Source organism: Chromobacterium sp. Rain0013 (assembly GCF_015291765.1).
GTDB classification, from domain to species: domain Bacteria; phylum Pseudomonadota; class Gammaproteobacteria; order Burkholderiales; family Chromobacteriaceae; genus Chromobacterium; species Chromobacterium haemolyticum.
On record NZ_CP031514.1, the window covers coordinates 4,130,611 to 4,152,399 of the forward strand.

The 21,789-nt window shown below is 59.9% G+C and carries 21 protein-coding genes; 14 read left to right on the top strand and 7 right to left on the bottom strand.

Going from position 1 to position 21,789, the window contains the following annotated elements; all coding sequences use genetic code 11:
- Nucleotides 1-51 precede the first annotated feature (51 nt).
- Both DXT74_RS18790 and DXT74_RS18795 read left to right on the top strand, forming a co-directional pair.
- A complete protein-coding gene (locus tag DXT74_RS18790) occupies nt 52-966 on the top strand; it encodes a GyrI-like domain-containing protein (protein WP_194426743.1) in 915 nt (304 codons plus the stop codon).
- Nucleotides 967-1,138: 172 nt separating this feature from the next.
- Nucleotides 1,139-1,597, top strand: coding sequence for a hypothetical protein (locus DXT74_RS18795; RefSeq protein ID WP_043633890.1), 459 nt, complete (start codon nt 1,139-1,141; stop codon nt 1,595-1,597).
- Between the two features lie 194 nt (nt 1,598-1,791).
- Here DXT74_RS18795 and DXT74_RS18800 read toward each other — a convergent pair whose 3' ends face one another.
- Genes DXT74_RS18800 through DXT74_RS18810 form a run of 3 tightly spaced genes read right to left on the bottom strand, consistent with a single transcriptional unit; the run spans nt 1,792 to nt 3,918 of the window.
- Nucleotides 1,792-2,538: a metallophosphoesterase gene (locus tag DXT74_RS18800; protein ID WP_114154471.1), complete on the bottom strand. Its 747-nt coding sequence runs from the start codon at nt 2,536-2,538 to the stop codon at nt 1,792-1,794.
- Nucleotides 2,535-3,254, bottom strand: a complete 720-nt coding sequence (locus DXT74_RS18805) for a VUT family protein (protein ID WP_052370365.1) — start codon at nt 3,252-3,254, stop codon at nt 2,535-2,537. The genes DXT74_RS18800 and DXT74_RS18805 overlap by 4 nt, the downstream gene beginning before the upstream one ends.
- A gap of 4 nt (nt 3,255-3,258) precedes the next feature.
- Complete coding sequence (locus tag DXT74_RS18810) at nt 3,259-3,918, bottom strand: helix-turn-helix domain-containing protein (RefSeq protein ID WP_043633896.1); 660 nt, start codon at nt 3,916-3,918, stop codon at nt 3,259-3,261.
- 315 nt (nt 3,919-4,233) lie between these two features.
- Here DXT74_RS18810 and DXT74_RS18815 point away from each other — a divergent pair, with 315 nt between their 5' ends.
- The 3 genes from DXT74_RS18815 to DXT74_RS18825 all read left to right on the top strand — a co-directional run bounded on the left by DXT74_RS18815 (nt 4,234) and on the right by DXT74_RS18825 (nt 5,740).
- Entirely contained in the window at nt 4,234-4,452 is a 219-nt protein-coding gene (locus DXT74_RS18815; protein WP_043633899.1) for a hypothetical protein, read from the top strand.
- A gap of 158 nt (nt 4,453-4,610) precedes the next feature.
- Nucleotides 4,611-4,973 carry a 5-carboxymethyl-2-hydroxymuconate Delta-isomerase gene (locus tag DXT74_RS18820; RefSeq protein ID WP_043633904.1) on the top strand — a complete coding sequence of 121 codons (363 nt, stop codon included), beginning with the start codon at nt 4,611-4,613 and terminating at the stop codon, nt 4,971-4,973.
- Between the two features lie 14 nt (nt 4,974-4,987).
- On the top strand, nt 4,988-5,740 hold the full coding sequence (locus DXT74_RS18825; RefSeq protein ID WP_194426745.1) for a hypothetical protein: 753 nt from the start codon (nt 4,988-4,990) through the stop codon (nt 5,738-5,740).
- 62 nt (nt 5,741-5,802) lie between these two features.
- Here DXT74_RS18825 and DXT74_RS18830 read toward each other — a convergent pair whose 3' ends face one another.
- Nucleotides 5,803-6,534 (bottom strand): aspartate/glutamate racemase family protein, encoded by a 732-nt coding sequence (locus DXT74_RS18830; RefSeq protein WP_194426746.1) that lies wholly within the window; start codon nt 6,532-6,534, stop codon nt 5,803-5,805.
- A gap of 26 nt (nt 6,535-6,560) precedes the next feature.
- Complete coding sequence (locus DXT74_RS18835; RefSeq protein WP_194426747.1) at nt 6,561-7,268, bottom strand: GntR family transcriptional regulator; 708 nt, start codon at nt 7,266-7,268, stop codon at nt 6,561-6,563.
- Between the two features lie 334 nt (nt 7,269-7,602).
- On the opposite strand from DXT74_RS18835, the gene DXT74_RS18840 reads away from it, so the two are divergent.
- The 5 genes from DXT74_RS18840 to DXT74_RS18860 all read left to right on the top strand — a co-directional run bounded on the left by DXT74_RS18840 (nt 7,603) and on the right by DXT74_RS18860 (nt 12,739).
- On the top strand, nt 7,603-9,060 hold the full coding sequence (locus tag DXT74_RS18840) for an NCS1 family nucleobase:cation symporter-1 (protein WP_114154477.1): 1,458 nt from the start codon (nt 7,603-7,605) through the stop codon (nt 9,058-9,060).
- A 407-nt stretch (nt 9,061-9,467) separates the two neighbouring features.
- Entirely contained in the window at nt 9,468-10,802 is a 1,335-nt protein-coding gene (locus DXT74_RS18845) for a DUF3422 family protein (protein ID WP_194426748.1), read from the top strand.
- Nucleotides 10,803-10,975: 173 nt separating this feature from the next.
- Nucleotides 10,976-11,545, top strand: coding sequence for a cysteine dioxygenase family protein (locus DXT74_RS18850; RefSeq protein ID WP_194426749.1), 570 nt, complete (start codon nt 10,976-10,978; stop codon nt 11,543-11,545).
- Nucleotides 11,546-11,619: 74 nt separating this feature from the next.
- Nucleotides 11,620-12,252 carry an LpxA family transferase gene (locus DXT74_RS18855; RefSeq protein WP_194426750.1) on the top strand — a complete coding sequence of 211 codons (633 nt, stop codon included), beginning with the start codon at nt 11,620-11,622 and terminating at the stop codon, nt 12,250-12,252.
- Nucleotides 12,253-12,406: 154 nt separating this feature from the next.
- Nucleotides 12,407-12,739 (top strand): hypothetical protein, encoded by a 333-nt coding sequence (locus DXT74_RS18860; protein ID WP_162788075.1) that lies wholly within the window; start codon nt 12,407-12,409, stop codon nt 12,737-12,739.
- Nucleotides 12,740-13,033: 294 nt separating this feature from the next.
- On the opposite strand, the gene DXT74_RS18865 is transcribed toward DXT74_RS18860, so the two are convergent.
- Nucleotides 13,034-14,629 (bottom strand): FAD-dependent oxidoreductase, encoded by a 1,596-nt coding sequence (locus DXT74_RS18865; RefSeq protein WP_194426751.1) that lies wholly within the window; start codon nt 14,627-14,629, stop codon nt 13,034-13,036.
- 31 nt (nt 14,630-14,660) lie between these two features.
- Nucleotides 14,661-16,574, bottom strand: a complete 1,914-nt coding sequence (locus DXT74_RS18870; RefSeq protein WP_194426752.1) for a thiamine pyrophosphate-binding protein — start codon at nt 16,572-16,574, stop codon at nt 14,661-14,663.
- Between the two features lie 498 nt (nt 16,575-17,072).
- On the opposite strand from DXT74_RS18870, the gene folE reads away from it, so the two are divergent.
- From folE to DXT74_RS18890, 4 genes are all read left to right on the top strand, one after another.
- Nucleotides 17,073-17,768, top strand: a complete 696-nt coding sequence (folE, locus tag DXT74_RS18875; protein ID WP_043633935.1) for a GTP cyclohydrolase I — start codon at nt 17,073-17,075, stop codon at nt 17,766-17,768.
- 447 nt (nt 17,769-18,215) lie between these two features.
- Nucleotides 18,216-18,641: a BLUF domain-containing protein gene (locus tag DXT74_RS18880; RefSeq protein WP_043633938.1), complete on the top strand. Its 426-nt coding sequence runs from the start codon at nt 18,216-18,218 to the stop codon at nt 18,639-18,641.
- 730 nt (nt 18,642-19,371) lie between these two features.
- The gene (locus DXT74_RS18885) at nt 19,372-20,535 is read left to right on the top strand and encodes a fimbrial protein (protein WP_194426753.1); all 1,164 of its coding nucleotides are present in this window, start codon (nt 19,372-19,374) and stop codon (nt 20,533-20,535) included.
- Nucleotides 20,536-20,959: 424 nt separating this feature from the next.
- Entirely contained in the window at nt 20,960-21,664 is a 705-nt protein-coding gene (locus DXT74_RS18890) for a fimbrial protein (RefSeq protein ID WP_194426754.1), read from the top strand.
- Nucleotides 21,665-21,789: the final 125 nt, after the last annotated feature.

The following is a 21,789-nucleotide window of genomic DNA, read 5'->3' on the forward strand; positions in this document are numbered from 1 at the left end:
AGGCGCGCGGCGGCGCGGCGGCGCTAGACTGGCGGCGCCAAGGAGGAAACCATGCGGCACGACACCGCCAGCCCGCGCCTGGACAAAGCGCTAGCCTATATCGACGCCCATCTGGACGCCGACCTGAGTCTGGAACGGCTCAGCCGGGTAGCCGCCTGCTCGCGCTTCCATTTCCACCGCCTGTTCCGCGCCCGCTTCGGCCTCAGCCTGCACCAATACGTGAGGCTATGCCGGCTGCGCCGCGCCGGCGAACGGCTGGCCTTCCGCCGCTGCTACGTGCTGGATATCGCGCTGGACAGCGGCTACCGCAGCCCGGAGGCCTTTGCCCGCGCCTTCCGGCAAGCGTCGGGGCAGGCGCCGTCGGCCTTTCGACGGCGGCCGCGCTGGCTGCCTTGGCGTCAGCACTTTCACGCCCTGTTCCAACTGAGGAGCCACTCCATGCCATCCCGCCAAATCCCGTTCGCCGTCGACATCGTAGACTTCCCCGCCACCCCGGTTGCCCTGCTGGAACACCGCGGCGATCCCGCGCTTTTGGGCGACAGCCTGCGCGACTTCATCGCCTGGCGGCGGGAAAACCGCCTGCCGCCCAGCGCCGCCGCCACCTACAACCTGCTGTACGAAGACCCGGAAAACTGCGCCCCGGCGGACTACCGCTTTGGCCTGTGCGCCGCTTTCGACGGCCCCATCCCCGCCAACCGACAAGGGGTGCGCGCCGCGCAGATTCCAGCTGGACGCTGCGCCCGGCTGCGCCACATCGGCTCCGACGACGCTCTGGCCGCCGTCGCGCGGCGCTTGTACGCGGAATGGCTGCCCGCCAGCGGCGAAACTCCGCGCGATTTTCCGCTGTTTCTCCAACGCATCCGCTTCTACCCGGACGTGGCGGAAAACGAAGCCGTCTGCGATCTGTTTCTGCCGCTGCAAACGCTTGTGCCGAAAATCGGCTCCGCCGCGACATTAAAACAATAGCAATCCGGATATTCCAAAAACATTCCCTCAAGCGCCTTTTGCCGGCTTTGGGTAAACTAGCTCGCGTTAAATGCAGGGGTAATACACAATGCGCGCTCTTTTTCTGACTCGAATAAAAAAATGGATCATCAGCGTATTCAATCCGCCCTACCAATTGGTACTGTGCGACAGAATGCTCAAGAAGAACTCCAAGGAATATCTCTATCTGTTCAAGCTTTACGGCAGCCACGACTTCGTCAAGCTTTCCCACGCCGACATCCTGGCCAGCAATCAGATTCTGTCCGCCATCCGTCCGCGTGACCTGATAAAAATAGCGCTATTGGAAAACAACCGGAAAGAAGAAGAGAAACGCTGCAAAGTGGAGGAAGAACTGCGCGGCAATCAATACCGGATTCATTTGCACGGCAATAGCGAAACTTTTTCCGGCGAAAGCATCTGCCGGAATATCGACTATTTCGCGGACCTGCATCCGCAGGAAGTCTGTAAGATCGCCTACGCCACAGGGTTTCAGAAAGGCCGCGCCGTCTCCGGCCACATCAGCCGCGCGGCGGCCGAGGCCCGCCGCCAGGACACGCCGGCGGCGGACGGCTCAAGCAAGGTGCTGGCCTTGCGGCGCGCCAGACCGCGCTAAGAGCCAGTTCAAAATCTAGCGAGCAAGAAGCGAGACAAGGCGAAAACCGCTGAGAAAGCGGAATGGTCAAGTGGTACATGAGCATTTCGAAGCGGTACTCACCGTGTCACGCCTCACGAAGCGCAGCAGATTATGAACAGACTCTAAGAGCCTGTTCAAAGTCTCGCTCTTGCTCGTAGGATCGTAAACGGCTTCTAAATCATCACGGTCTGGCTGCGGAAGCCTGCGGCGTCGAACTCCAGCAGCTTGTAGCCCCGCGCATCCACGGTGTCCAACGCCGCCGTGCCCTTGCGCCACTGAAAACAGCTGGCCGGACAGACTTCCAGCGCCACGCCGCGCGCTTCCAGCCGGTAATCCCCATGCGCATGGCCACACAGCAGCACTTGCAAGCGCGGCGTTTCCTCCATCAACTCCCAAAACCGCTCCGTGTCTTGCAACATGCAGCTGTCCAATAGCGGCGTGCCCACCGCCGCAGGATGATGATGCAGCAGCACGGCGCAGCGCTTCCCGGCGCTCTCGGCTCCGGCCAGCCGTTGCCGGAAGGCGGCGGCCGCGCGCTCGTCTATATGGCCGTCATCCGTCCCTGGCCGGACCGAATCCAGCGCCAGCAGCAGCCAGTCCGCCGTTTCCAGACGCTCCAGCGGCCGCATGAAGTCGTAGCGGCCCAACACCTCGGCCGCCAAGGGCGCGGCGTCGTGGTTGCCGGCCAGCCAGTACACCGGCAGGCCCGTCCGCTCCAGCCGCTGCGCAAAGCGCTCGTAGGAGGCGGCGCTCTCATCCTGGGAAATGTCTCCGGTGACCAGAATCGCGTCCAGCTCCGCCGCGTGCCGCCGTTCCAATTGCTCCAGCACCCGGTCAAATTCGCGATAAGTGTCGTAGCCCATCAACTGGCCGCCGGCCTCGGCGAACAGGTGCGTGTCGGATATCTGCGCGGCTCTCATTGTCCCTCCTCCGTTGCGTATTTGTTTCTCTTGACGTCTTCGCCGTCCTCCTTGAACACCGCCAAGGGGTTGTAGGACACGCTCCAGTCAAAGTAATCGGTCTTTTCTATTCTCTTCACCACCCCCACCAGGTAATAGCCCACCGGCAGCAAGGCGATGGAAACGAACACTTTGTAAGACCAGGTGGTGGCGATGATGTTGAGCAGTTCCTGCCCGCTATAGCGCGACGACAGACTGATGGGATAGGCCGTCGTCAGCAGCACCGCCTGGGCCAGCATGGACGCAATGACATAGCGGATGAAAAAGAAACGGCCGGCGAAAAAGACCTTCATCCGGGATACGACAAACCCATTGCAAAAATAAGAAGCCGGCACCGAAATCCAGGTACCCACCATCACTCGCCAAAACTCGTTGAACAATAGGTAGTACTGCTTGGAAATTTCGTTATTATCCGGCTGCAACAAGGCGAAAGCATTGATGATCAAAACAAAAAATGTCTGGCACACCACTAGAATCCACACTGTGCGCCCGCCCAGCTTATAGCCGTACACCTCGGTAGACACCGTGGACAAAAGATAGCAAAGCGAAAACACAATGCCGCTGGCGGTGATTTTCAAGCCGTAAATGTCCAGCGTCTTGTACACCAGCGAATCGCACACCACCATGATGGTCACCGACAAACCCACAATAAAACCATAAACTCTGAACTGTTCCACACCTTCATCCTGCGCTAAAAGTCTTAATCGCTTTGACCGCCACGCCGAGCACCTTGAAATCCCGGCATACGAAAGGCTGCAAATCATGCATCAAGGAAATGCTTGAAAACAGAAAATGCTCGCCGTCGATGAATATCCGGCGGAAACAAGGCTGCTGGCCGGCCATGCTGACCAAAACCACATCGCCGTCCGTCGGACGCTCCTGCCGAGCCACGATGAAAACGCTGCCCTGGGAAAAACTGGGGAACAGCGAATCATTGTTCAACAACACCGCAAACGCCTCCGCGGCGTCAAAGCCGGCGGCATCCACAAAATAGCGTTCCGGCTCGATAATCATTCCATCAAAAAACAGGGCCAACTCGGTGAATTTGATCAAGGGCACCGCTATGGCCGCAGGACTGCCGACGGCTTCGCCTCCCAGATCGCTCTCCACGAAATCGCTCAACTTGACATCGAAAAACCGCGCCAGCTCCATCAAGGTCAGCAACGTGGGGTTGCCCACGCCGCGCTTGATATTGTTGATCGTCGCCACGCCCAGGCCTATCGCCTCGCTTAATTGCGCGGCGTCTACGCCGGCGCGCCCCATCAGACACGTCAGGTTTTTCGACGCCTTGCTCAACAAGGCGCCATGCTCGGCTTCCTCTTTCCACACCGCCCTGCTCATTCAGCCCTCCATGCAAGTCAAACCCGGTTTGATTCGATTTTTAATTTCATATCCCAACATGCGCGCCCATTTTAAACGCAAGCGCCAAACCAGACGCAAGCATCAAACCATATTGTTCTTGTCAGGTTATTTTTTTGTAATTTCATCACTACTCTTTTAAACAAAAAGACAATATAATAATTTTGCAACACTATATCATTCAAGGCATTGCGCAAGATACTCGCGAGCCATAAATTTAAAAGAAGAAAAATATCAATAAGAACAATTAAAACGACGCAACAGCCCGCCATCGCGCAATGCAAAGGAAACGCTTAAATGAGAATTTCAGAAGATGAATTCGCGCTGGACGTCATTGACGGCGAGCCCGCCATCATTACCCAAGCCAGTGTGATTGGACAGCCGGGCAGCGAATGGGAAGGCTCCCCGATATTCAAGAAAACTTATTTGCTGGAGCTGATCAGCCGCAGCCTGGAGCATGAGGTCATCAAGCCGGAAGATATCCAAAGCCTGATCCGGGTCGCGAAAAAACTCTGATAGCGCCGGACGCCTCTTCCGCCGCCGCCTCCGCTGTTCCCTGCTCCGGGCTTGGGTACGCCGGGCCATTGCAATACAATGGCGTATCCACCGCCGCCTAGCCCTTCCCTCGCCCGCCCGGCACAAGCGGAAGGCGGCTCAACACCACAGGCCCACACATGCCCCATCTGACACTGGAATACAGCGGCAATCTGGCCGGCTTCGCCGCCGCGGACGCGCTACTGGACATCAACCGCGCGCTGCTGGCCAGCGGCCACTTCGAAGAAGCCGACATCAAAAGCCGCGCCGTGGCCTTGGACGCCTGCCGCATCGGCATCCACGATCTGCCCCGCGGCTTCGTCCACGCCAAACTGGCCATACTCAGCGGACGCAGCCCCGAGGAGAAACAGCAGCTGTCCGAGCTGAGCCTGCAAGCGCTGGCAGACAGCGCCGCGTTGCCGTCGGGCATGGAAGTGCAATTGTGCGTGGAAATCCAGGAAATAGACCGCGCCAGCTACCGCAAACGCCTCATCGCCCGTTAACGGAGAAACATCGCATGACAGCGCTCAAACTCGCATCCCGCGGCCTGCTGGCCGCCGCCCTGCTCGCCGGTCTGGCCGGCGCGGCCCACGCCGCAGACGACATCGACCGCGTCAACCTGGAAGGCACGCTGGGCCAGGAACGCATCGGCATGAGCCTGCTGGTGAAAAACGGCAAAAGCTTCGACGGCGGCCACTACTTCTACGGCCGCTATCTGAAGGACATCCCGCTGCGCGGCCAGCTGCAAGGCGAAACCCTGCTGCTGAGCGAACCGGGCGGCGGCGTGTTCAAACTGCGCTTCAAAAGCAACGGCAGCGCCGACGGCCAGCCGCTTAGCTTCGACAACAGCGTGGGCCTGGACGGCGACTGGACGCTGAAAACCAAGACGCTGCCGGTGACGCTGACCATGGGCGACATGGCGCCGGCCTCCGAAGGCCGCTGGTATCGGGACGTCACAGAGGAAAGCGACGCCGCTTTCGAAGCCCGGGTGCAAGGCTTCCTGCGCGCAGCGCTTGCCGGCGAGGCTCAGCAGGCCAGCCGCTACGTGCACTTTCCGCTTAGGATCAACCACAAGGGCGGCAGCCGCCAGATCGCCAACGTCCGCCAGTTGCAAGCCGAATGGAGCGATATTTTCACTCCGGCCTATCTGGAGCAACTGAAACAGCCGATGCCACACAATCTGTTCGTGCGCAACGGCCAGGCGATGCTGGGCAGCGGCGTGGCCTGGTTCGACGCCAAAGGCGCGGCGGCGCTGAATCTGCCGGACTGAAGCCGACGCGCCCAAACAAACAGAGCGGCCAAAGCCGCTCTGTTTTCATTGGGGCCTGCCCGCTATTGCGAAAAAGCGGCGAAACGCCCGGAAAAATGTTTTGGCGGAGGGAAAGCCAGGTCGCCCGTCTTGCTGGTCCGCAGGCCCAGAGCGACTAGCGACTCCGCCAATACCACCGCCGCTCCCACCCCCTCCACAACCGGCAGGCCAATCGCCTCTCCGATACGGGGAGCCAGATCCGCCATCCCCGCGCACCCCAGCACAATGGCGCCGATGCCATCCTCGTCCCGGGCCTTGCGCGCCTCCTCGACGATAAGCCGGTAAGCGAGGTCGGGGTCTCGTTCCAGATCCAGCACCGGCACCTCTGCGGCGCGCACCCGCCGGCAAAGATGGGCATAGCCATAGCTATGCAATAAATGCTCGGCGATCACGCAAGTGCGGCTCAATGTGGTGACCACCGAAAAACGCGTGGCGATCAAGGACGCCATTTGGAAAGCGGCCTGCGCGATCCCCACAACCGGAGCGCGCACCAGTTCCCGCGCCGCGTTCAAACCGGGGTCGCCAAAGCAGGCCACAACGTAAGCGTCGCAGCCTTGCCGCGCGCCCTCCATGACCTCCTCGCATACCCCGATCACACTGACCGCTTCGTCAAAATGCGACTCAATCGACACCGGCCCATCCTCAGGATTCCTGGCCACAATCAAGGTGTCGGGTCTGGCGGCCCGCACCGCGGCCAAACGGATACGCTCGGTCATATCCGCGGTCGTATTAGGATTAATCACGCAAATCTTCATGAGCACGCTCCATGAACAAACGCCATTTATCGGCCGCTGCGCCGCTTGGCGATACCGTGCAACACAGCCCTCAAATCCGGCCCGGCGGCGCTCTGTTCTTCAAACTGACAGTTGCCCTCCACAGCGTCCAGGTGACGCCGCATCCACTGCACCGCGTCATCCACTTGTCCGCTCTCCATCAGTTCGAGAATCTGCTGATGATCGGCATGGCGGCATGAACCGGCAATCGGCGTGCCGTAGCGGGCAATGATCAAAGAGCTGCGCACAATCAATTCATGCAGGATATCGGTCAAGAGTTGATTCCCGGCGATGGACAATAGCCGCAGATGGAAGGCGCCGGACCACGTAATGGCCGCCGATCGGTTCTGCTCGTGCTGGGCCTTGCACTCTTGCCGCAGCGCGTCCGCCAGCGCGGCCAGATCTTTCTTGCGCAAATTGGCCATGGCCTGCGGCAAAGCGCCGCACTCGATCAACCTTCTGGCGGCGAAAACATCGCGCGACTCCTGCACCGTCGGCTCCGCCACCGAGGCCCCTTTATTCGGACGTAAATCAACCAGCCTAGCAATCGACAGACGCTGCAAGGCCTTGCGCACCCCTGCGCGACTCACGCCAAAAGCCTCCGCCAGCGCATCCTCCGGCAATTTAGTGCCTGGCGGCAACTGCGCCTCGTAAATGGCCGTCAGCAGATGCTCGTACACCAGCGCGTCCCTGGCTACGGCCTCATCCAAAGCCACGTCATCCTCCTTGCTACGCCCTGACACCATTCCCCCTTCCGAGCTCCATCCGCGACGCAAAACAACGCCGACCATCAAAACAACAAAATTGTTCACAATAACTAGCAAGATTGTACACAATAAAAAACGCAAAATACAATGCGCCATTAGTGTCCAAATAAAAAAAGCATTTAAATCAGCGGATTGGCAAATGGCCTGCTAAAGCAATGTTTTGTAACAAAATAGACGGCAATCAAGTCTTACAAAACCATAGCAATGGTCCTTTATTTTGTATACGAAAACAAATAAATCGTAGACAAAAAAGGAGAGACTCACCCCCATCAGGAGTCACCCTATGTCAGAGCAACGCCCCGCCAGCTATAGCGACCGGCTATACAATGAAGACCTCGGCGCTCTCAAGCAGCAGAACTGGAACTGGTACAACATCTTTGCCTTCTGGATGTCGGACGTGCACAGCGTTGGAGGCTATGTGTTTGCCGGCAGCCTGTTCGCTCTAGGCCTCAACGTCTGGCAGGTTCTGCTCTCCCTGCTGATCGGCATCTGTCTTGTGAACCTATTCTGCAATCTGGTGGCCAAACCCAGCCAACAAGCCGGCATCCCTTATCCCGTGGTCTGTCGCATGTCTTTCGGCGTATACGGCGCAAACGTGCCCGCCATCATCCGCGGGCTGATCGCCGTGGCATGGTACGGCATACAAACCTTCCTGGCTTCCAGCGCGCTCAACATCATACTGCTGCGCTTCTTTCCTCAACTCGCAGGCCTTACCCACGGCAGCCTGCTAGGCTTGTCATACCTTGGCTGGCTGGGATTCATGATTATGTGGACGCTGCAGGCCATCGTGTTCTGGCATGGCATGGAATCCATCCGAAAATTCATTGATTGGGCCGGCCCCGCGGTGTACGCCGTCATGCTGCTACTCGCAGCGTGGATAGTCTGGCGGGCGGGCCCCTCCAATATCAGCCCCACGCTGAGCGAAACAAATCATCAGGGCCTTCTCGCCCTGGGCCAGATGGCGATCGCCATCGCCCTGGTGGTTTCATATTTTTCCGGCCCCATGCTCAACTTTGGCGACTTTTCCCGTTATGGCAAAACATTCGAAGAGGTCAAACGCGGCAATTTCTGGGGCCTGCCGGTCAACTTCCTGGCGTTTTCCATCGTCACCGCGGTTATCACTTCCGGAACCCTGCCGGTATTCGGCCGCATGATTACCGACCCCATCGAAACCGTCGGCAGAATCGACAATACGCTGGCCGCCGTGCTGGGAGGCTTCACTTTCGTCACTGCGACGATTGGCATCAACATCGTGGCCAACTTCGTTTCCGCGGCTTTCGACTTTTCCAATGTCGCCCCCAAACACATCAGTTGGCGGACCGGCGGTTTCATCGCGGCTTTTGCCTCGATTTTCATCACGCCCTGGAACCTGTTCAACTCCCCTCAGGTCATCCACTATACGCTGGACGTACTGGCCGCTTTTATCGGCCCCCTGTTCGGCATACTGATTGCCGATTTCTACCTGATCCGTCATCGCGTCATCCATGTCGACGACCTCTACAGCAATCGGGCTGGAGGCCATTACTGGTACCAAAACGGCGTCAACCCCAAAGCCCTTTACGCCTTGGCCCCCTCCGTGCTCATTGGTCTGATCATCATCTTCAGCTCATGGGAAACGCTTGCCAACTTCAATTGGTTCATCGGCTGCGGGTTGGGGTTTTCAACTTACTACCTGCTGATGAGGCGACACGGCAAAACACTTGCCCTGGTCGCGCCGGACGCTGTCACCAGCCAGCCATAGCAGGCCTGTGACCCGCCCCCCTGATTCCGCGTCGCGCCTTCTGGGATCAGGCTCTCCACAAGGTTTTGTTCGCGGCTTTCAAAACCTGTTTATGTTCTCGCGAACCGGGCGAGACAAGGCGGAAAAGGCGGAGAAAGTGGAATGTACTGGTGGTGCGCGAGCATTTCGATGACGGTTTCAATGCTGTATCGCCGACGCGCAGCAGATTGTAGACGGGTGCTAAGCAGAGCGGCGATCACATCCCAAGGCAAGAGGGACAAAATACCGATTCAAAAACCGAGAACATAGCGAGAGGGCGGCCACGGCCGCCCTTTCTTCATGGCGAAACAATCCGGCGTCAAAATATGCTGCATTGCAGCATGAAACGTTTTATGCTGAAGACTGCCCACCCGCCACCGGAGCCCGTCATGACAGCCGAACTCTCCGATCCGCCCCGCCTCCGCCTTAACGAACACCCGCAGCGCCGGCAACTTAACCACGAAGCCCACGCCAGGCCAGCGCTGCAGATAGCCGCCGACAACCGGATCAGCTACCTGGCCTATCTGCACCGCCACATCAGCCGAGAACAGGAAAACTGGCTATGCAGGGAGCTGGCCCAACAGTTAGGCCAGCCCGTCCAGGACCCCGAGGCCGGTCAATTTCAACTGGACGCCCCGTTTGGCCTCGTGCGCTGGGAACGGCACGGCGAATTCTCCAGTTTCACCATTCTTGCCCACGGCGCGGAATCCAGCCCCTTCGCCCAACCCGCTTTGCAGGCCCTGCCGGCGGCCTGGCTGCATCTGTTGCCCGGCAACGTGCTGGTGGCCGCCCATGCCGCCTTGCTGTCGCCCGGAGCGCTGCCGCTGCGCATCGAGGACCTGGCCGCCCTATGCTTCAACGGCCATGAACTGGCGGGCGCGGAGATAGGAGACGGCGCCGGCCGCGCTTACACCGATTTCCGCATCCATCCGGACGGTTTCTCCCGCTATCTACTGGCGGACCTCTACATGGGCCGCCGCCAAGCCGGCCGGATGCTGCAGCGGCTGCTGGAGCTGGAAACCTACCGCATGCTGGCCCTGCTGGCGCTGCCGGTGGCCAAAAGCATCGCCCCGGAGCTGGCCAAAGTGGACGAGGAACTGGCCGAGCTGACCGGCGCCATAAGCGGCGCGGCCGCCGACAGCGAACCGCAGCTGCTGCACCGGCTGACCGAGCTGGCCGGCGCAGCGGAAAACGCGCTGTCCCGCACCGACCACCGCTTCAACGCCTCTCTCGCCTATTACGACATCGTCCGCAACCGCGTCGCCGAACTGCGCGAACGCCGCATCCACGGCCTGCAACCCTTCCAGCAATTCGTGCAACGCCGTCTGGCCCCCGCCATGGACACCTGCCGCGCCGTGGCCTTTCGCCAGCGCGAGCTGGCCGCGCGGGTCAACCGCGCCACCGCGCTGCTGCGCACCCGCGTGGACATCCGCCGCGAACGGCAGAACCAAGCGCTGCTCACCTCGATGGAACGCCGCGCCGCCATGCAGCTGCACCTGCAACAAACCGTGGAAGGCCTGTCCATCGCCGCCATCACTTATTACAGCGCCGGCCTGATCGGCTATCTGTTCAAAGGCGCCAAGGCCGCCGGCCTGCCCATCAACGTGGAATTGGCCACCGCCGCAGCGGTGCCTTTGCTGGCGCTGGCCATCGCGCTGGGCCTGCGCCGGGCGCGGTCCGCGCTGCGACGCCATGGCGAAGCCTCCAACGCGCCAAACGGCTGAAACCTGCCCATTCAGGCAACCAGCCCGCGGCCTCATCGGCTATACCGAAACCATAGCGCGGACCACCGCCGCGAACTTTGCCGGCGCGGGTCCAGTCAGAAAAACGCCGTCCCCGCTTCAGCCCGACGGACAGAACCCACTGTCCGCGGCCGCGCCGGCCAAAGGAGAAACCGATGAACGACACGCTATGCGCCGCCGCGCAGTCTTCCTTCGCCCTGAGCCCCAGCCTGACCGCCTCGCTGCGGCAACTGGACGCCTACCAGGCCAATCTGAACATTGAGCAGATCCAGCGGTTTCACGATTCGCTGCAACTGGGCCCGGATGATCTGCTGCCCTTCCGCCAATTCAGCGACGAACGCTACCGCCGCAACCAGATCTATCTCAGCCCCTGGTGCGAGCTCTTGCTGCTCTGTTGGCGCAGCACCCAACGCAGCCGCATCCATAATCACCGCGGCAGCCTGTGCGGCTTGCGCGTGCTGCAAGGCACCGCCACCGAAACCGTGTTCGAACGCACCGATCATGGCTTGGTGTACGCGGTGGAGTCGCACCGCCTGGAAAGCGGCAGCCTCACCATCAACAGCCATCTGGACATCCATCAGATCTCCAACCTCCAGCCCTACGGCGACGACCTGGTCACCCTGCACCTGTACTCGCCGCCGCTGCGCAAAATGGAGCTGTTCAGTCTGGAGTCGCCCCAAGTGGAACGCCCCGGCGACTCCATCAGCTGGGTGTACGAAATCTGACGCCGCGGCGGCCTTCTGGCCGCCTTGCTCCGCCGGCTCTACAATACAAATCCCCGCACGCACCAGGCCCAATCATGCCCTCCGCCCTCCCCGCCGAATTGTTCGCCGATCTGCTCACCCACTTTCCCTGGCTGGACAGCGCCCAGCCCCCATGGCACTGGCTTGGCCAGTTGCCCGACAGCCTGGCGCGGCAATGCGCCTTGCTGGACCTCGCGCACTGGGCAGTGGACGGAGACATCGCCATCCATCGCAGCGCTACGATAGAAGCCGGCGCAGTGCTCAAAGGCCCTCTGCTGATAGGCCCCAATTGCCGCGTAGCCGCCCACGCCTATTTGCGCGACGGCGTGGCGCTGGCCAACGACGTGACGGTGGGGCCGGGATCGGAACTCAAAACCTGCGTCGTCGGCCCCTACTCGCGGCTGGCTCACTTCAACTTCGTCGGAGACTCCGTGCTGGGCGCGGACGTCAATATGGAAGCCGGCGCCGTCATCGCCAATCACTGGAACGAACGCCGCGACAAGACCATCACTCTGCGCTGCCGCCAGCAAGCCTGGACGATGCCCACGCAGAAATTTGGCGCATTGGTGGGCGACCACAGCCGCATCGGCGCCAATGCCGTGCTCTCTCCCGGCACCCTGTTGCCGCCGCACGCCGTGGTGGCGCGGCTGGAGCGGGTGGAGCAAGACCCAGGACAGGGATCAGCCTAAACCCTCGCAATCCCCGCGCCGACAAAGCGGCCAGCGGAGTGCGTAGATCGGCTTGAGGGCATAATGACAAACACCCCGCGGCGACGGGGTGCTTCTACCCTGTTCAAAGTTAGCAAGCAAAGCAAGGCTTAAGCGAAAAGAAGCTCCCGCTCTTATGGAGAATCAACCCCTGCCCATGAAAAACAAGCTCAAACTCTCCCGCTCCATTGTCAGCTATGACGCCCTCAGCGATATCGACGAAACGTTCAACCTTGGCGATGAAACCCTACTGTTCTCCTTGAAGGAAGACATTCTGCAAATAGAGTGCGAGCCACTTGGACTTCTGGTTGATGTTGGCTGGTATCCGGAATTCAATCCGCGCGGTCGTTTTCGCATTTATGTGATTCAGCATGGAGACTGGGATCAACCGCTGGAAGAAAAAACCGCCAAGAACCTGGCACAGCTATTCGACGCGCTGACAGCCATCATTGAGCGGCACGCGTTATGAGCGCCTCCGATCCAGCCGAGACTCAACTAGCCGCGCGGCTTCTACAGTGCCCTGAAAGCCAGAGCGCCTAAGAACCTGTTTACGATCTGCTGCGCCTCTTGAAACGCGGCTCAATGAGTGCGACTTCAAAATGCTCATGTAGCTTGTGCACACTCCGCTTTCTCAACCGTTTTCGCCTAGTCTCGCAAGAGCGCAAACAGGTTTAAGGCGGAACAGGCAGCCCCGTCCCGCTTCCGGCAGCACATCAACGCCCCTGTCTCAGCCTGCCGACGCGCGGCAGGCCAAAACAGGAACTCAGACTAGCTTGGCCAACATCATGTCCGCCGTCTGTAAAGCGCCCTCCACCCAACCTTGGGCGTCGGAATAAGCCTCGCCGCACACATACAGCGGCTGGCCGTCCAGCGGCTGGATGATCTGCTGTTTCACTTCCCAGCTTTTCACCCCGATGTTCCAGCTGTTCCAGCCGCCGCCGAACGGGTCGTCGCCCCAGTCTCGGAAAGCGGCGTTGCGCACTTTGGGCGTATAGGACAGGCTGTGCATCACCGTCAGCTGGCGGGTAACTTCCTCGGTCATCATGCGCGGGGCCTTGTAGCGGTGCCAGCTCAGTTCATTGGCGCGCACATGGTCATCCGCGCCGATGAAGGGATCGGCCAGCTCCGCCACCTCCAGGCCCTTCTTCCAGGCACTGTGACGACGGCCGCGCAAGCCGTCCCAAAAACCGGTGTTGTCGCCGTCGTCGTAGCTGGCCAGCAACATGGCGTGACCGTGCAAGGCGGACTGGCCGTTGCTGCGCGGCCAGTAATAAGTCTGGCGCACTGGCAAATCGGTGACGGAACGGCCGGACTTGACCGGCACGTATTCGCCGTCGGCCTTGCTGTAACCGGTATTGAGCCACCAAGGGCTGTTGTAGGTGGTGAACAGCTTGAACAGCGGCCGCGGGGTGACGCTGGCGGTCAATTGCTGAAAGCGCGCGGACTCCTGCAACCAGGGGCTGGTGGCGGACAGTAGTTCCAGCGCGCGGCGCGGCATTGCCAGGATAAGGGTCTTGGCGGACACGGTGCGGCCCTGCGCCTGGAACTGAAAGCCTTGCTCGCTGCGCGTCACGCCGCTGACCGGCGCTTCCAGGCGCACCTCGCCGCCGGCTTGTTCAAACAGCTGGGCCAACACCAGCGGCACTTGCTGAAAGCCGTTGCAAAACCCCATGTATTGAGCCGATACGCTAAAGTCCGACAAAAACCACGGGATGGCGTCGGCGGCGTTCCAGTTGCACAGCGTGGAGTCGTAACCGCCGGTGTCTTCGGCGTATTGATAGGCTTCTCCGGTGATCACGCGGAACAACACATTCCAGAAACCCTGCTGGTACAGCGGCACGCCGCCGAAGCTGGCGCCCTGCGCCATTAGCCGGCGTTCTTCCTCGGTCAGCGATTTATTGGTGATGCCAGGCACGATTTGTTCGATGGCGTCGATGATGACGCTGCCGCCGGTTTGGCCCCGATCCAGAAAGTTGAGCCGGTACGGCACTTTGTCCGGCTCGGTAGTGAAGTCTTGCAAGCGCAGGTAAACCCCGCGCAGATAGGCGATGTTTTGCGGTTCGTCCACCGGGAAACGGTAAAGCTCGATCTGTTCCGGCGCCGGCAGCAGCGCGTTCAATTCCTGGATCAAGTCGTAAATCAGCGGCTGTACCTCCGGCAGGATGCGCATGCCGCCCAGTTCCGCCACCATGTCGGGGATGTCCGGCGGCCGCACCGACAGCAAGCGGCCGCCGATGTGATCGCTGGCCTCGAACACCGCGATCTTGCTCTGGGGATAATGCTGTTGCAGCCGCCAGGCGCTGTACACGCCGGACACGCCGCCGCCGACAATGGCGATGTCTATGTTTTCGCTAGCCATGTTTGCTCGTCCTCGCTGAGTGAAGCCGGGATCAGAAAATCACCGGCACATTGGCCGGCTGGCCGTTGTCCGTATTGCGCTGGGCATCCCCGTCCGGAGTGTGGAAGCAATCAAGCCGCGGCTGGTTGCGGTAGCGGGCGTTGGCCTGCTGCGGCGTGGGCGGCGGCTGGTCCAGGCCCACGGTCTGCATGTCCAGCACATAGGCGCGGCCGGCCAGTGCGTGATCCAGCCCGCGCCGCACCGCGGCGCGCACCGCCTCCGGATGCGCCACCACTTCGCCCTCCATGCCGCCAAAGGCTTTGGCCAGGGCGACGAAGTCCGGCTTGGGCCGGTGGATGCGCAGGTATTCCGGATCCTGGGTGCGCGCATGCCAACCGTAGCCGGCCGCGTCGCCGTACATCGCCTCCACTTGTTGCAGCCCCATTTGCAGGGTGTGGTATTCGTGGTTGTTGGTGATGATGTAGAGCACGCCCAGCTGGCGGTGCTGCGCGGTCCACCAGGTTTGCGGGTAGAACAGCGAGGAGCCGTCGCCAGTGGCCGCCACCACGAAACGGGTGTCGATGCCTTGGCATCCTTGCTCCTCCAGCTTGATGCCCAGGGTGGCGGGCATGGACCAGCCCAAGGAGCCGCCGCCCACGCAGTAGTAGCTGATAGGCGCGGCGGCCTCTTCGGTGAACGGCAACAGGTACTGGAACGGCGCCGGGTCCGACACCGCTTCGTGCACGTAGACGAACTGCTTTTCCAGCCCGCGTTCGCGGATTTCCAGGCGCAAGGCGTCGGCGATCACCACCGCCCAGATTTCTTGCTGCCGCATCGCCTCGCCCAGATACCTATCCCATTGCTCACGCCGCGCTTCGGCCTTTTGCCGCAAAAGCTCATTGCGTTGCCGCGCGGCCGCCGACGGCTGATCGCCGATCTCCCGGTTCAGCAGCGGCAAAGTGGCCTTGATGTCGCCGAACAAGGCGCACTCGCCGTAGTAGTTCTTGCCGATGTCCCAACTGTTGTTGCTCAGGTAAACCTGACGCACCGAGGGTGGAATCAAGGGGCCGTCGCTGTACTTGAACACGGTGACCTGGGCCTGATTGCTGAAACCGCACAAAAAAGCCACGTCATGACCGGCAAAAACCTTCTGCAAGTCTTTTTGCCCGCCGGGCAGTTCGCCTTGCCAGTGGTAATCTCCATTGGGGAAGTTGGCCAGGCTGCTGAAGGTTTGCAGCGACACCGGCGCGCCGATCAACTCCGCCAGCGCCTGCAGTTCCGGCCAGGCCTCCGCGTAACCCGCGGCGTCGCCCACCACGATCAGCGGGTTCAGCGCCTCGCGCAGCATGGCGGCCGCTTGGCGGATGGCGTCGGCGTCGGCGGTGAAGTGCGGGGAGATGCGGGTAATGCCGGGCAGGCGGTCGCCGTCGCCGATGCGCCTCATGGTGAACTCCCAGGGAATGGCGACGAACACCGGCCCGTTGGGCGGCGCCATCGCCTCCTTGAAGGCGCGCTGCAACACCATGGGCAGCTCTTGCTCGGTGCGCACCTCATGCGCCCACTTGGTGTACTGCCGGGCCAGGTCCACCAGGTTGGAGGCCAACAAAGGCTCTTGGGTGACCAGCTCGTTCTGCTGCTGGCAACACAGAATCACCAGCGGCGCCTGCGAACGCCAGGCGTTGAACAGATTGCCGATGCCGTGGGCTATGCCCGGGGTGACATGCACCACCACGACGCCGGGCTTGCCGGTCATCCGCGCCGACCCCATCGCCGCGCCCATGGCGATGTTCTCATGCAGGCACTCGATGTACTCCACCTGGTTTTCCGGGTAGGACGTACCGTCGATGATGGGGATTTCATTGGTGCCCGGCACGCCGAAAATGCGATGGATGCCCAACTCGCTCAATGCGTCGAACACATAGTCCCGGGCCCAGCGTTGCTGGCCGTTGCCTTGTTGACTATTCATACCGCCCCACCCCTCTTCATAAGTTGTCGTCGTTATGTGAGTGGTAATCCAGGCGGGCGGAAATTCAATCCGAATAATCTCTGTGTCGAAAACACCAATGCACACGAAGGGAGCCGCGGCCTTCACCCTCGTCTCCTGCGCGGCCAAGGCTTGCGCCGCCACGGCAAGGTCTCGCCGCCCCATGTCCATCCCCGTCCAAAAGGACAGCAAGATCATGTACAGCCGGCCTCCATCATTGACTTTGCATACCAGCCAAATTAAGGACTTTTCACGTCAAGCCCTGATGGGCTAAGGGTTTCTACTAGGCTCATCGGCTGCGGATACGCTCCGGCGCTTGTGCTAACATGGAGCGTTCCTGTCGCATCGGCCAGGCTCCAACCACGCCGCCCTGCGGGGAAGCGCCCACCGCCTGCCCCGTCCCAAATCATGCGCAATGGATAGAGCCGCCGGCCATGGCGGCGCCAAAATGATAAATAAGCATCCGAGACTGCCAACACAATGAACAAGACCAATACCGTTGACCATCTGCCGGTCTCACAGCGCATCCGCAGCCGCCTGCAGCAAGCCGGCGTCCGTTTTCACGCCAACGACAATATCGCCGCCTATATCGAAGACGGCGAGCTGGACCAGTTGCAAACCGAGGTTCAGGAAAAACTGAAAGCGGTGCTGGAAAGCCTGGTGATCGACACTGAACACGACCACAACACCCAGGACACCGCCAAGCGCGTGGCCAAGATGTTCATCAAGGAAGTCTTCCGCGGCCGCTATGTGGCGATGCCGGCCAGCACCGAATTTCCCAATGTGGAGCAGTTGAACGAGCTGATGATCGTGGGCCCCATCACGGTGCGCAGCGCCTGCTCCCACCACCTGTGCCCCATCATCGGCCGCGTCTGGGTGGGCGTGATGCCCAATGAACATTCCAACCTGATCGGCCTCTCAAAATACGCGCGGCTGATAGATTGGGTGATGACCCGCCCGCAGATCCAGGAAGAAGCGGTATCGCAGATTGCCGACCTGCTGATGAAAAAACTGCAGCCGGACGGCCTGGCCATCGTGATGGAAGCAGACCACTTCTGCATGCACTGGCGCGGAGTGAAAGACAGCAACAGCAAGATGACCAATAGCGTGATGCGCGGCTCCTTCCTGAGCGATGCCAATCTGCGCCGCGAATTCCTGTCCTTGATGCACAAATAAAGCGCCTGTTCAAAGCTTCGAGGGCAGCAGCGAGGCAAGAGCTTGCGGCCGCATCCAGAAACGCTCAGTTTTACGATGCACAATAGACCTTGAACCGATTCCGTGAGTCAGTTCAAGGTCTTTTTTAGTGCCTTGCAACCTTGCGTAGATACATAGGAAACCGCGTATCTACATTGCATTTCAATGAGCGCATGTAAGATCGTGAACAGGCTCTAAGAACCTGTTCACGGTCTGCTGCGCTGCGGCGATACGGCGTTAAAAACAAGCTCAAAATGCTCATGTACCGTGTGTACACTCCGCTTTTTCGCTCGTTTTCGCCTAGTCTCGCTCTTGCTCGCGAGATCGTGAACAGGCTCTAAGGCCAGCGGCAAGACGCCGCGCACCAGCTAAGATGAAAGCGGGGCCTCGCCAGTCTGGCGCGGCGTCTTTCCATCGAAGGGGCACATCATGCTGGTACGCCTGACTTATTGCAGCCGCGCGCACAAATCCATAGACAGCGATCTGGTGGACGACATCATGATCGCCGCTCGCAAATACAATCCGGCTCAGGGCATCACCGGGGTGCTGTGCTACAGCAAGGACGTGTTCGTTCAATCTCTGGAGGGTGGCCGCGCCGAGGTCAACCTGCTGTACCAGAAACTGGCCCACGACCCGCGCCATCAATGTCTGACCCTGCTGGATTATCAGGAAGTGGAGCAACGCCGCTTCGCCAATTGGAGCATGGCGGAGGTGATGATGGAAAAACTCAACGCCTCGCTGCTGCTGCGCTATTCCGCCCAGGCTAGGCTGGACCCGTTCAACCTGCCCGGCGCCAGCACCGCCCTGCTGCTGGAAGCGCTGGCCGAAGCCGGCAGCACCCAGATCCGCCACTAAGAGCCGCTAACAAAACTTCGCAGAGAACCTGAGCCAAGGCGCGCCGACGCAGGCAGTACCAGTTGTACGGCAAGGAGGCGCAACGCAGGATCAGGGGTTTTGTTAGCGGGTCTAAGCAGCGCTTACGATCTGTCGGGGGCCGTGTGACGCGGCATAGTGAGGGCGTCTTCGAAATGCTCATACACCACGTGCACACTCCAAGCTCTCAGAACCTGTTCAAAGTCTGCTGCGCTTCGTGAAGCCTTGCAGGGTGAGTACAAGCTCAAAATGCTCATGCCCCCCTCAAGCCTTGCGCTTTTTCGCTCGTTTTCGCCTTGTCTCGCCCTAGTTCACGAGATCGTAAACACATTCATCAGTCACGCGACGGGAACGGCCGGCGTCGGCTCGTCTTGGCTCAGATCCTCTGCGAGCTTTTGTTAGCCGCTCTAAACACCTCGGGCTCCGGGGCCCGAGCGCCGGTCCATTGACTGAATGAGCCGCTCCATGGCCATTTTGCCCCTTCCGCTGTTTTCGCTGTGTTTCGCCCTGAATCGCAAAAATTTTAGCCGGCTCTTAAGGCGCTATTTTTAAGTAGATTCCTAATGAGCTTTACGTAAATTCTTACAGAATTTAGCACCATGCCGCCCATAGAATCTCCTTGCGCTTTTAAAACGACGTCCTCCCATCCTCCATTGCCCATATAGGTAAAGGTAAGAACATCCGGACTTACCACCTCGGTGTATTCCTATGTATGGAATCGCTTTTTGGAAAACTCACTGCCGGTAACAGTTTTTTCTTTTCAGAGTTTTCTTATATTCCAATGAAAATGACGATAAAAACCATTTTGGCATCCACGCTTGCCACAAGCTGGCTGGCGCTAAGCGGAATCACCCACGCGGGCGTTTGTACGAATGCCAGTTTTAGTATTCCCACCTTCCACTTTAGCAAGACGTATCACAACGCAGCGGAAAACCCGGCGGCGGGCACTCTGCTACCAAACGTCCACAGTTGGCAGCTTGATAAATACAGCGCCACTTGTTTTTGCTCTACTAGCAAAACCCCTCGCCGGACCTATTTTTTCACCCGAATCTGGCTAGAATCAGCCGGCGGGGAGACGATCAACGGCAAAGATATCCAGTTTTTTAGGATTAATCCCTATGTTGAAGTGGGAGTAGAGCTATTTTTGGGCGGGGCGGTTCAACGTTATATGCCGCTGCCCTGGTGGAACCCCCTCACCAATGATGAGGCTCAAGGAGAAGACTCCTGCACATACAATACCGCGGTGAGCAGCTATATGGTGGATCGCCATAACCTGGATACCGGCACCCGCGGACGGGTGCACCTGCGAATCAGCAAGCCTTTTTCCGGGACCGTCAACGTGCCGGCTTTCGTTGTATTCCAGCTTCTGGGCGCGACGGACAGTTCCGCCGAATATAACGCTTTCCCACTGGAAAATTTAGTCATGAGCCTGAACGTCTCGATGCCACAAAGCTGCACGCTGGCGGCCGGACAAGTGGCCAGCATCGACTTTGGCGCGCTGCCGCCCGAGGCGCTGGCCACGCCCGGCGGCGCTGATAAAAACGCGGTCAAACGCACGTTCCAAATCCAGTGCAATAATATTGCTTCCGGGGCCGCCGTCCAGCTATCGCTGGAAGGCCAGCCTCAAGGGCAGGACCCGCGCTACCTGGCCACCTCGCATTCAGCGGTGGGCATCGCCATGGAAAGCAGCGGCAAGCTGGTGCCGCCCACGCCGCCGGGCGCCACTCCGGCCGGCTCTCAACACATCCCCATCGCGCTGGACTATCAAAGCCAGCAAGCGCAGTTCCAATTACTGGCCTGGCCGGTGAAGATGACAACGCGGCCCTCGCCGGCGCCGTTCCAGGGCTCCGCCACCTTGAGGTTTGATTTTGAGTAAGCACGATACGCGAGAAAACACGGCCAGGAGTGCCGGAACCCTCGCTTATCAGCCAAGCGGCAGGCGGACAGGCGCCTTGCCCCGCCTGGCGGGGGCCATGCGCCCTACCGCGCTGTTGCTGTGCGGATGCCTGAACCTATGGCTGGCGTCCTCGGTGAACGCGGGGCCTTGGGAGACGTATAATAATGCGTGCCATAACCTAAAAGACGCACTGGGCACTAATATTACCTGGGTTGAGGTGGAATCCATCCGGCCTTTTGCCTCGGTGCCAGTGAACGGGGTGCTGGGCCGCGCCAAAATCAGAGGCCCCTCCCTCACTTGCTCAGGCCCGCTTCCCCCACCTGTCGCCAATTTCGCCTTGCAAATACGCCCTGGCACCGGGGAGGCTGGTACGGTTTGCGGAACGGGGTTGGATGGCGTGGGCGTGCGCTTCATCGACACAGATGGCCGAGCCATTTTGTGCAGCGGCTGGGGGGAGTTCCGGCGTTTTAGCGATGTGCAAGCAGGCCAAGTCTTACAGCTTGATGTCCCAGGGGCAATGGAGTTCATCCGCACCAAAGCCATGAGTTCGCTCAAGCCAGGGCGTTATCCCATCAAGCTTTCCCCCTTTTTTGTGATAGATTCTTACTGGCCGGGCTTCACGAGCAGCACAGTGTGGTCCTTCAACCCGCAAGTCGACCCCAACTCACCTCCGCTTATCCTCTCCCAGTGCAGTTTAGCCGGCGTGACCACTACGGTGGACTTCAAGACGCTAACCCTGGCTCAAATCCTATCCAGTCAGCAGGAGAAGCCTTTTACCGTGAGCATAGGCGGCTGCGGAGATCAGACCGCGGCAGAGGTGATCAATCAATACGGCAGCTTCAGTTTTAGCTCCGCCACCATCCTGGCGGACGGCAGCTTGGGCAATGAGAGCTGTGCGGATTGCGCAACGGGGGTGGCGATTGAGGTGCTAAAGCAGGACGGCGCCAAAGTGGATTTGAACCGTCTGTACAAATTAAGTCAGGGCCAATTCACCGTCAACGGCGAAACCGTTACCCATTTTTTCCGCGCCCGCTTGAAAGCCACGCCCAGCACGCTCTCTAGCGGCGCGATCAAGAGCGTGCTGGTGGTGGTTTTGACGCAGGAGTGACGGTTTGACGTTTCCGCCCGCTTAGAGCCTGTTCACGATCTCGCGAGCAAGAGCGAGACAAGGCGAAAACGAGCGAAAAAGCGGAATGTACACGTGGTACATGAGCATTTTGAGCTTGTACTCAC

Coding starts and splice junctions, on each gene's coding strand:
- DXT74_RS18885 (WP_194426753.1), top strand. CDS start 19,372: ATGGAATCGCTTTTTGGAAAACTCACTGCCGGTAACAGTTTTTTCTTT.
- DXT74_RS18800 (WP_114154471.1), bottom strand. CDS start 2,538: ATGAGAGCCGCGCAGATATCCGACACGCACCTGTTCGCCGAGGCCGGC.
- DXT74_RS18815 (WP_043633899.1), top strand. CDS start 4,234: ATGAGAATTTCAGAAGATGAATTCGCGCTGGACGTCATTGACGGCGAG.
- DXT74_RS18795 (WP_043633890.1), top strand. CDS start 1,139: ATGCTCAAGAAGAACTCCAAGGAATATCTCTATCTGTTCAAGCTTTAC.
- DXT74_RS18865 (WP_194426751.1), bottom strand. CDS start 14,629: ATGGCTAGCGAAAACATAGACATCGCCATTGTCGGCGGCGGCGTGTCC.
- DXT74_RS18870 (WP_194426752.1), bottom strand. CDS start 16,574: ATGAATAGTCAACAAGGCAACGGCCAGCAACGCTGGGCCCGGGACTAT.
- DXT74_RS18850 (WP_194426749.1), top strand. CDS start 10,976: ATGAACGACACGCTATGCGCCGCCGCGCAGTCTTCCTTCGCCCTGAGC.
- DXT74_RS18830 (WP_194426746.1), bottom strand. CDS start 6,534: ATGAAGATTTGCGTGATTAATCCTAATACGACCGCGGATATGACCGAG.
- DXT74_RS18840 (WP_114154477.1), top strand. CDS start 7,603: ATGTCAGAGCAACGCCCCGCCAGCTATAGCGACCGGCTATACAATGAA.
- DXT74_RS18845 (WP_194426748.1), top strand. CDS start 9,468: ATGACAGCCGAACTCTCCGATCCGCCCCGCCTCCGCCTTAACGAACAC.
- DXT74_RS18820 (WP_043633904.1), top strand. CDS start 4,611: ATGCCCCATCTGACACTGGAATACAGCGGCAATCTGGCCGGCTTCGCC.
- folE (WP_043633935.1), top strand. CDS start 17,073: ATGAACAAGACCAATACCGTTGACCATCTGCCGGTCTCACAGCGCATC.
- DXT74_RS18860 (WP_162788075.1), top strand. CDS start 12,407: ATGGAGAATCAACCCCTGCCCATGAAAAACAAGCTCAAACTCTCCCGC.
- DXT74_RS18790 (WP_194426743.1), top strand. CDS start 52: ATGCGGCACGACACCGCCAGCCCGCGCCTGGACAAAGCGCTAGCCTAT.
- DXT74_RS18880 (WP_043633938.1), top strand. CDS start 18,216: ATGCTGGTACGCCTGACTTATTGCAGCCGCGCGCACAAATCCATAGAC.
- DXT74_RS18810 (WP_043633896.1), bottom strand. CDS start 3,918: ATGAGCAGGGCGGTGTGGAAAGAGGAAGCCGAGCATGGCGCCTTGTTG.
- DXT74_RS18855 (WP_194426750.1), top strand. CDS start 11,620: ATGCCCTCCGCCCTCCCCGCCGAATTGTTCGCCGATCTGCTCACCCAC.
- DXT74_RS18825 (WP_194426745.1), top strand. CDS start 4,988: ATGACAGCGCTCAAACTCGCATCCCGCGGCCTGCTGGCCGCCGCCCTG.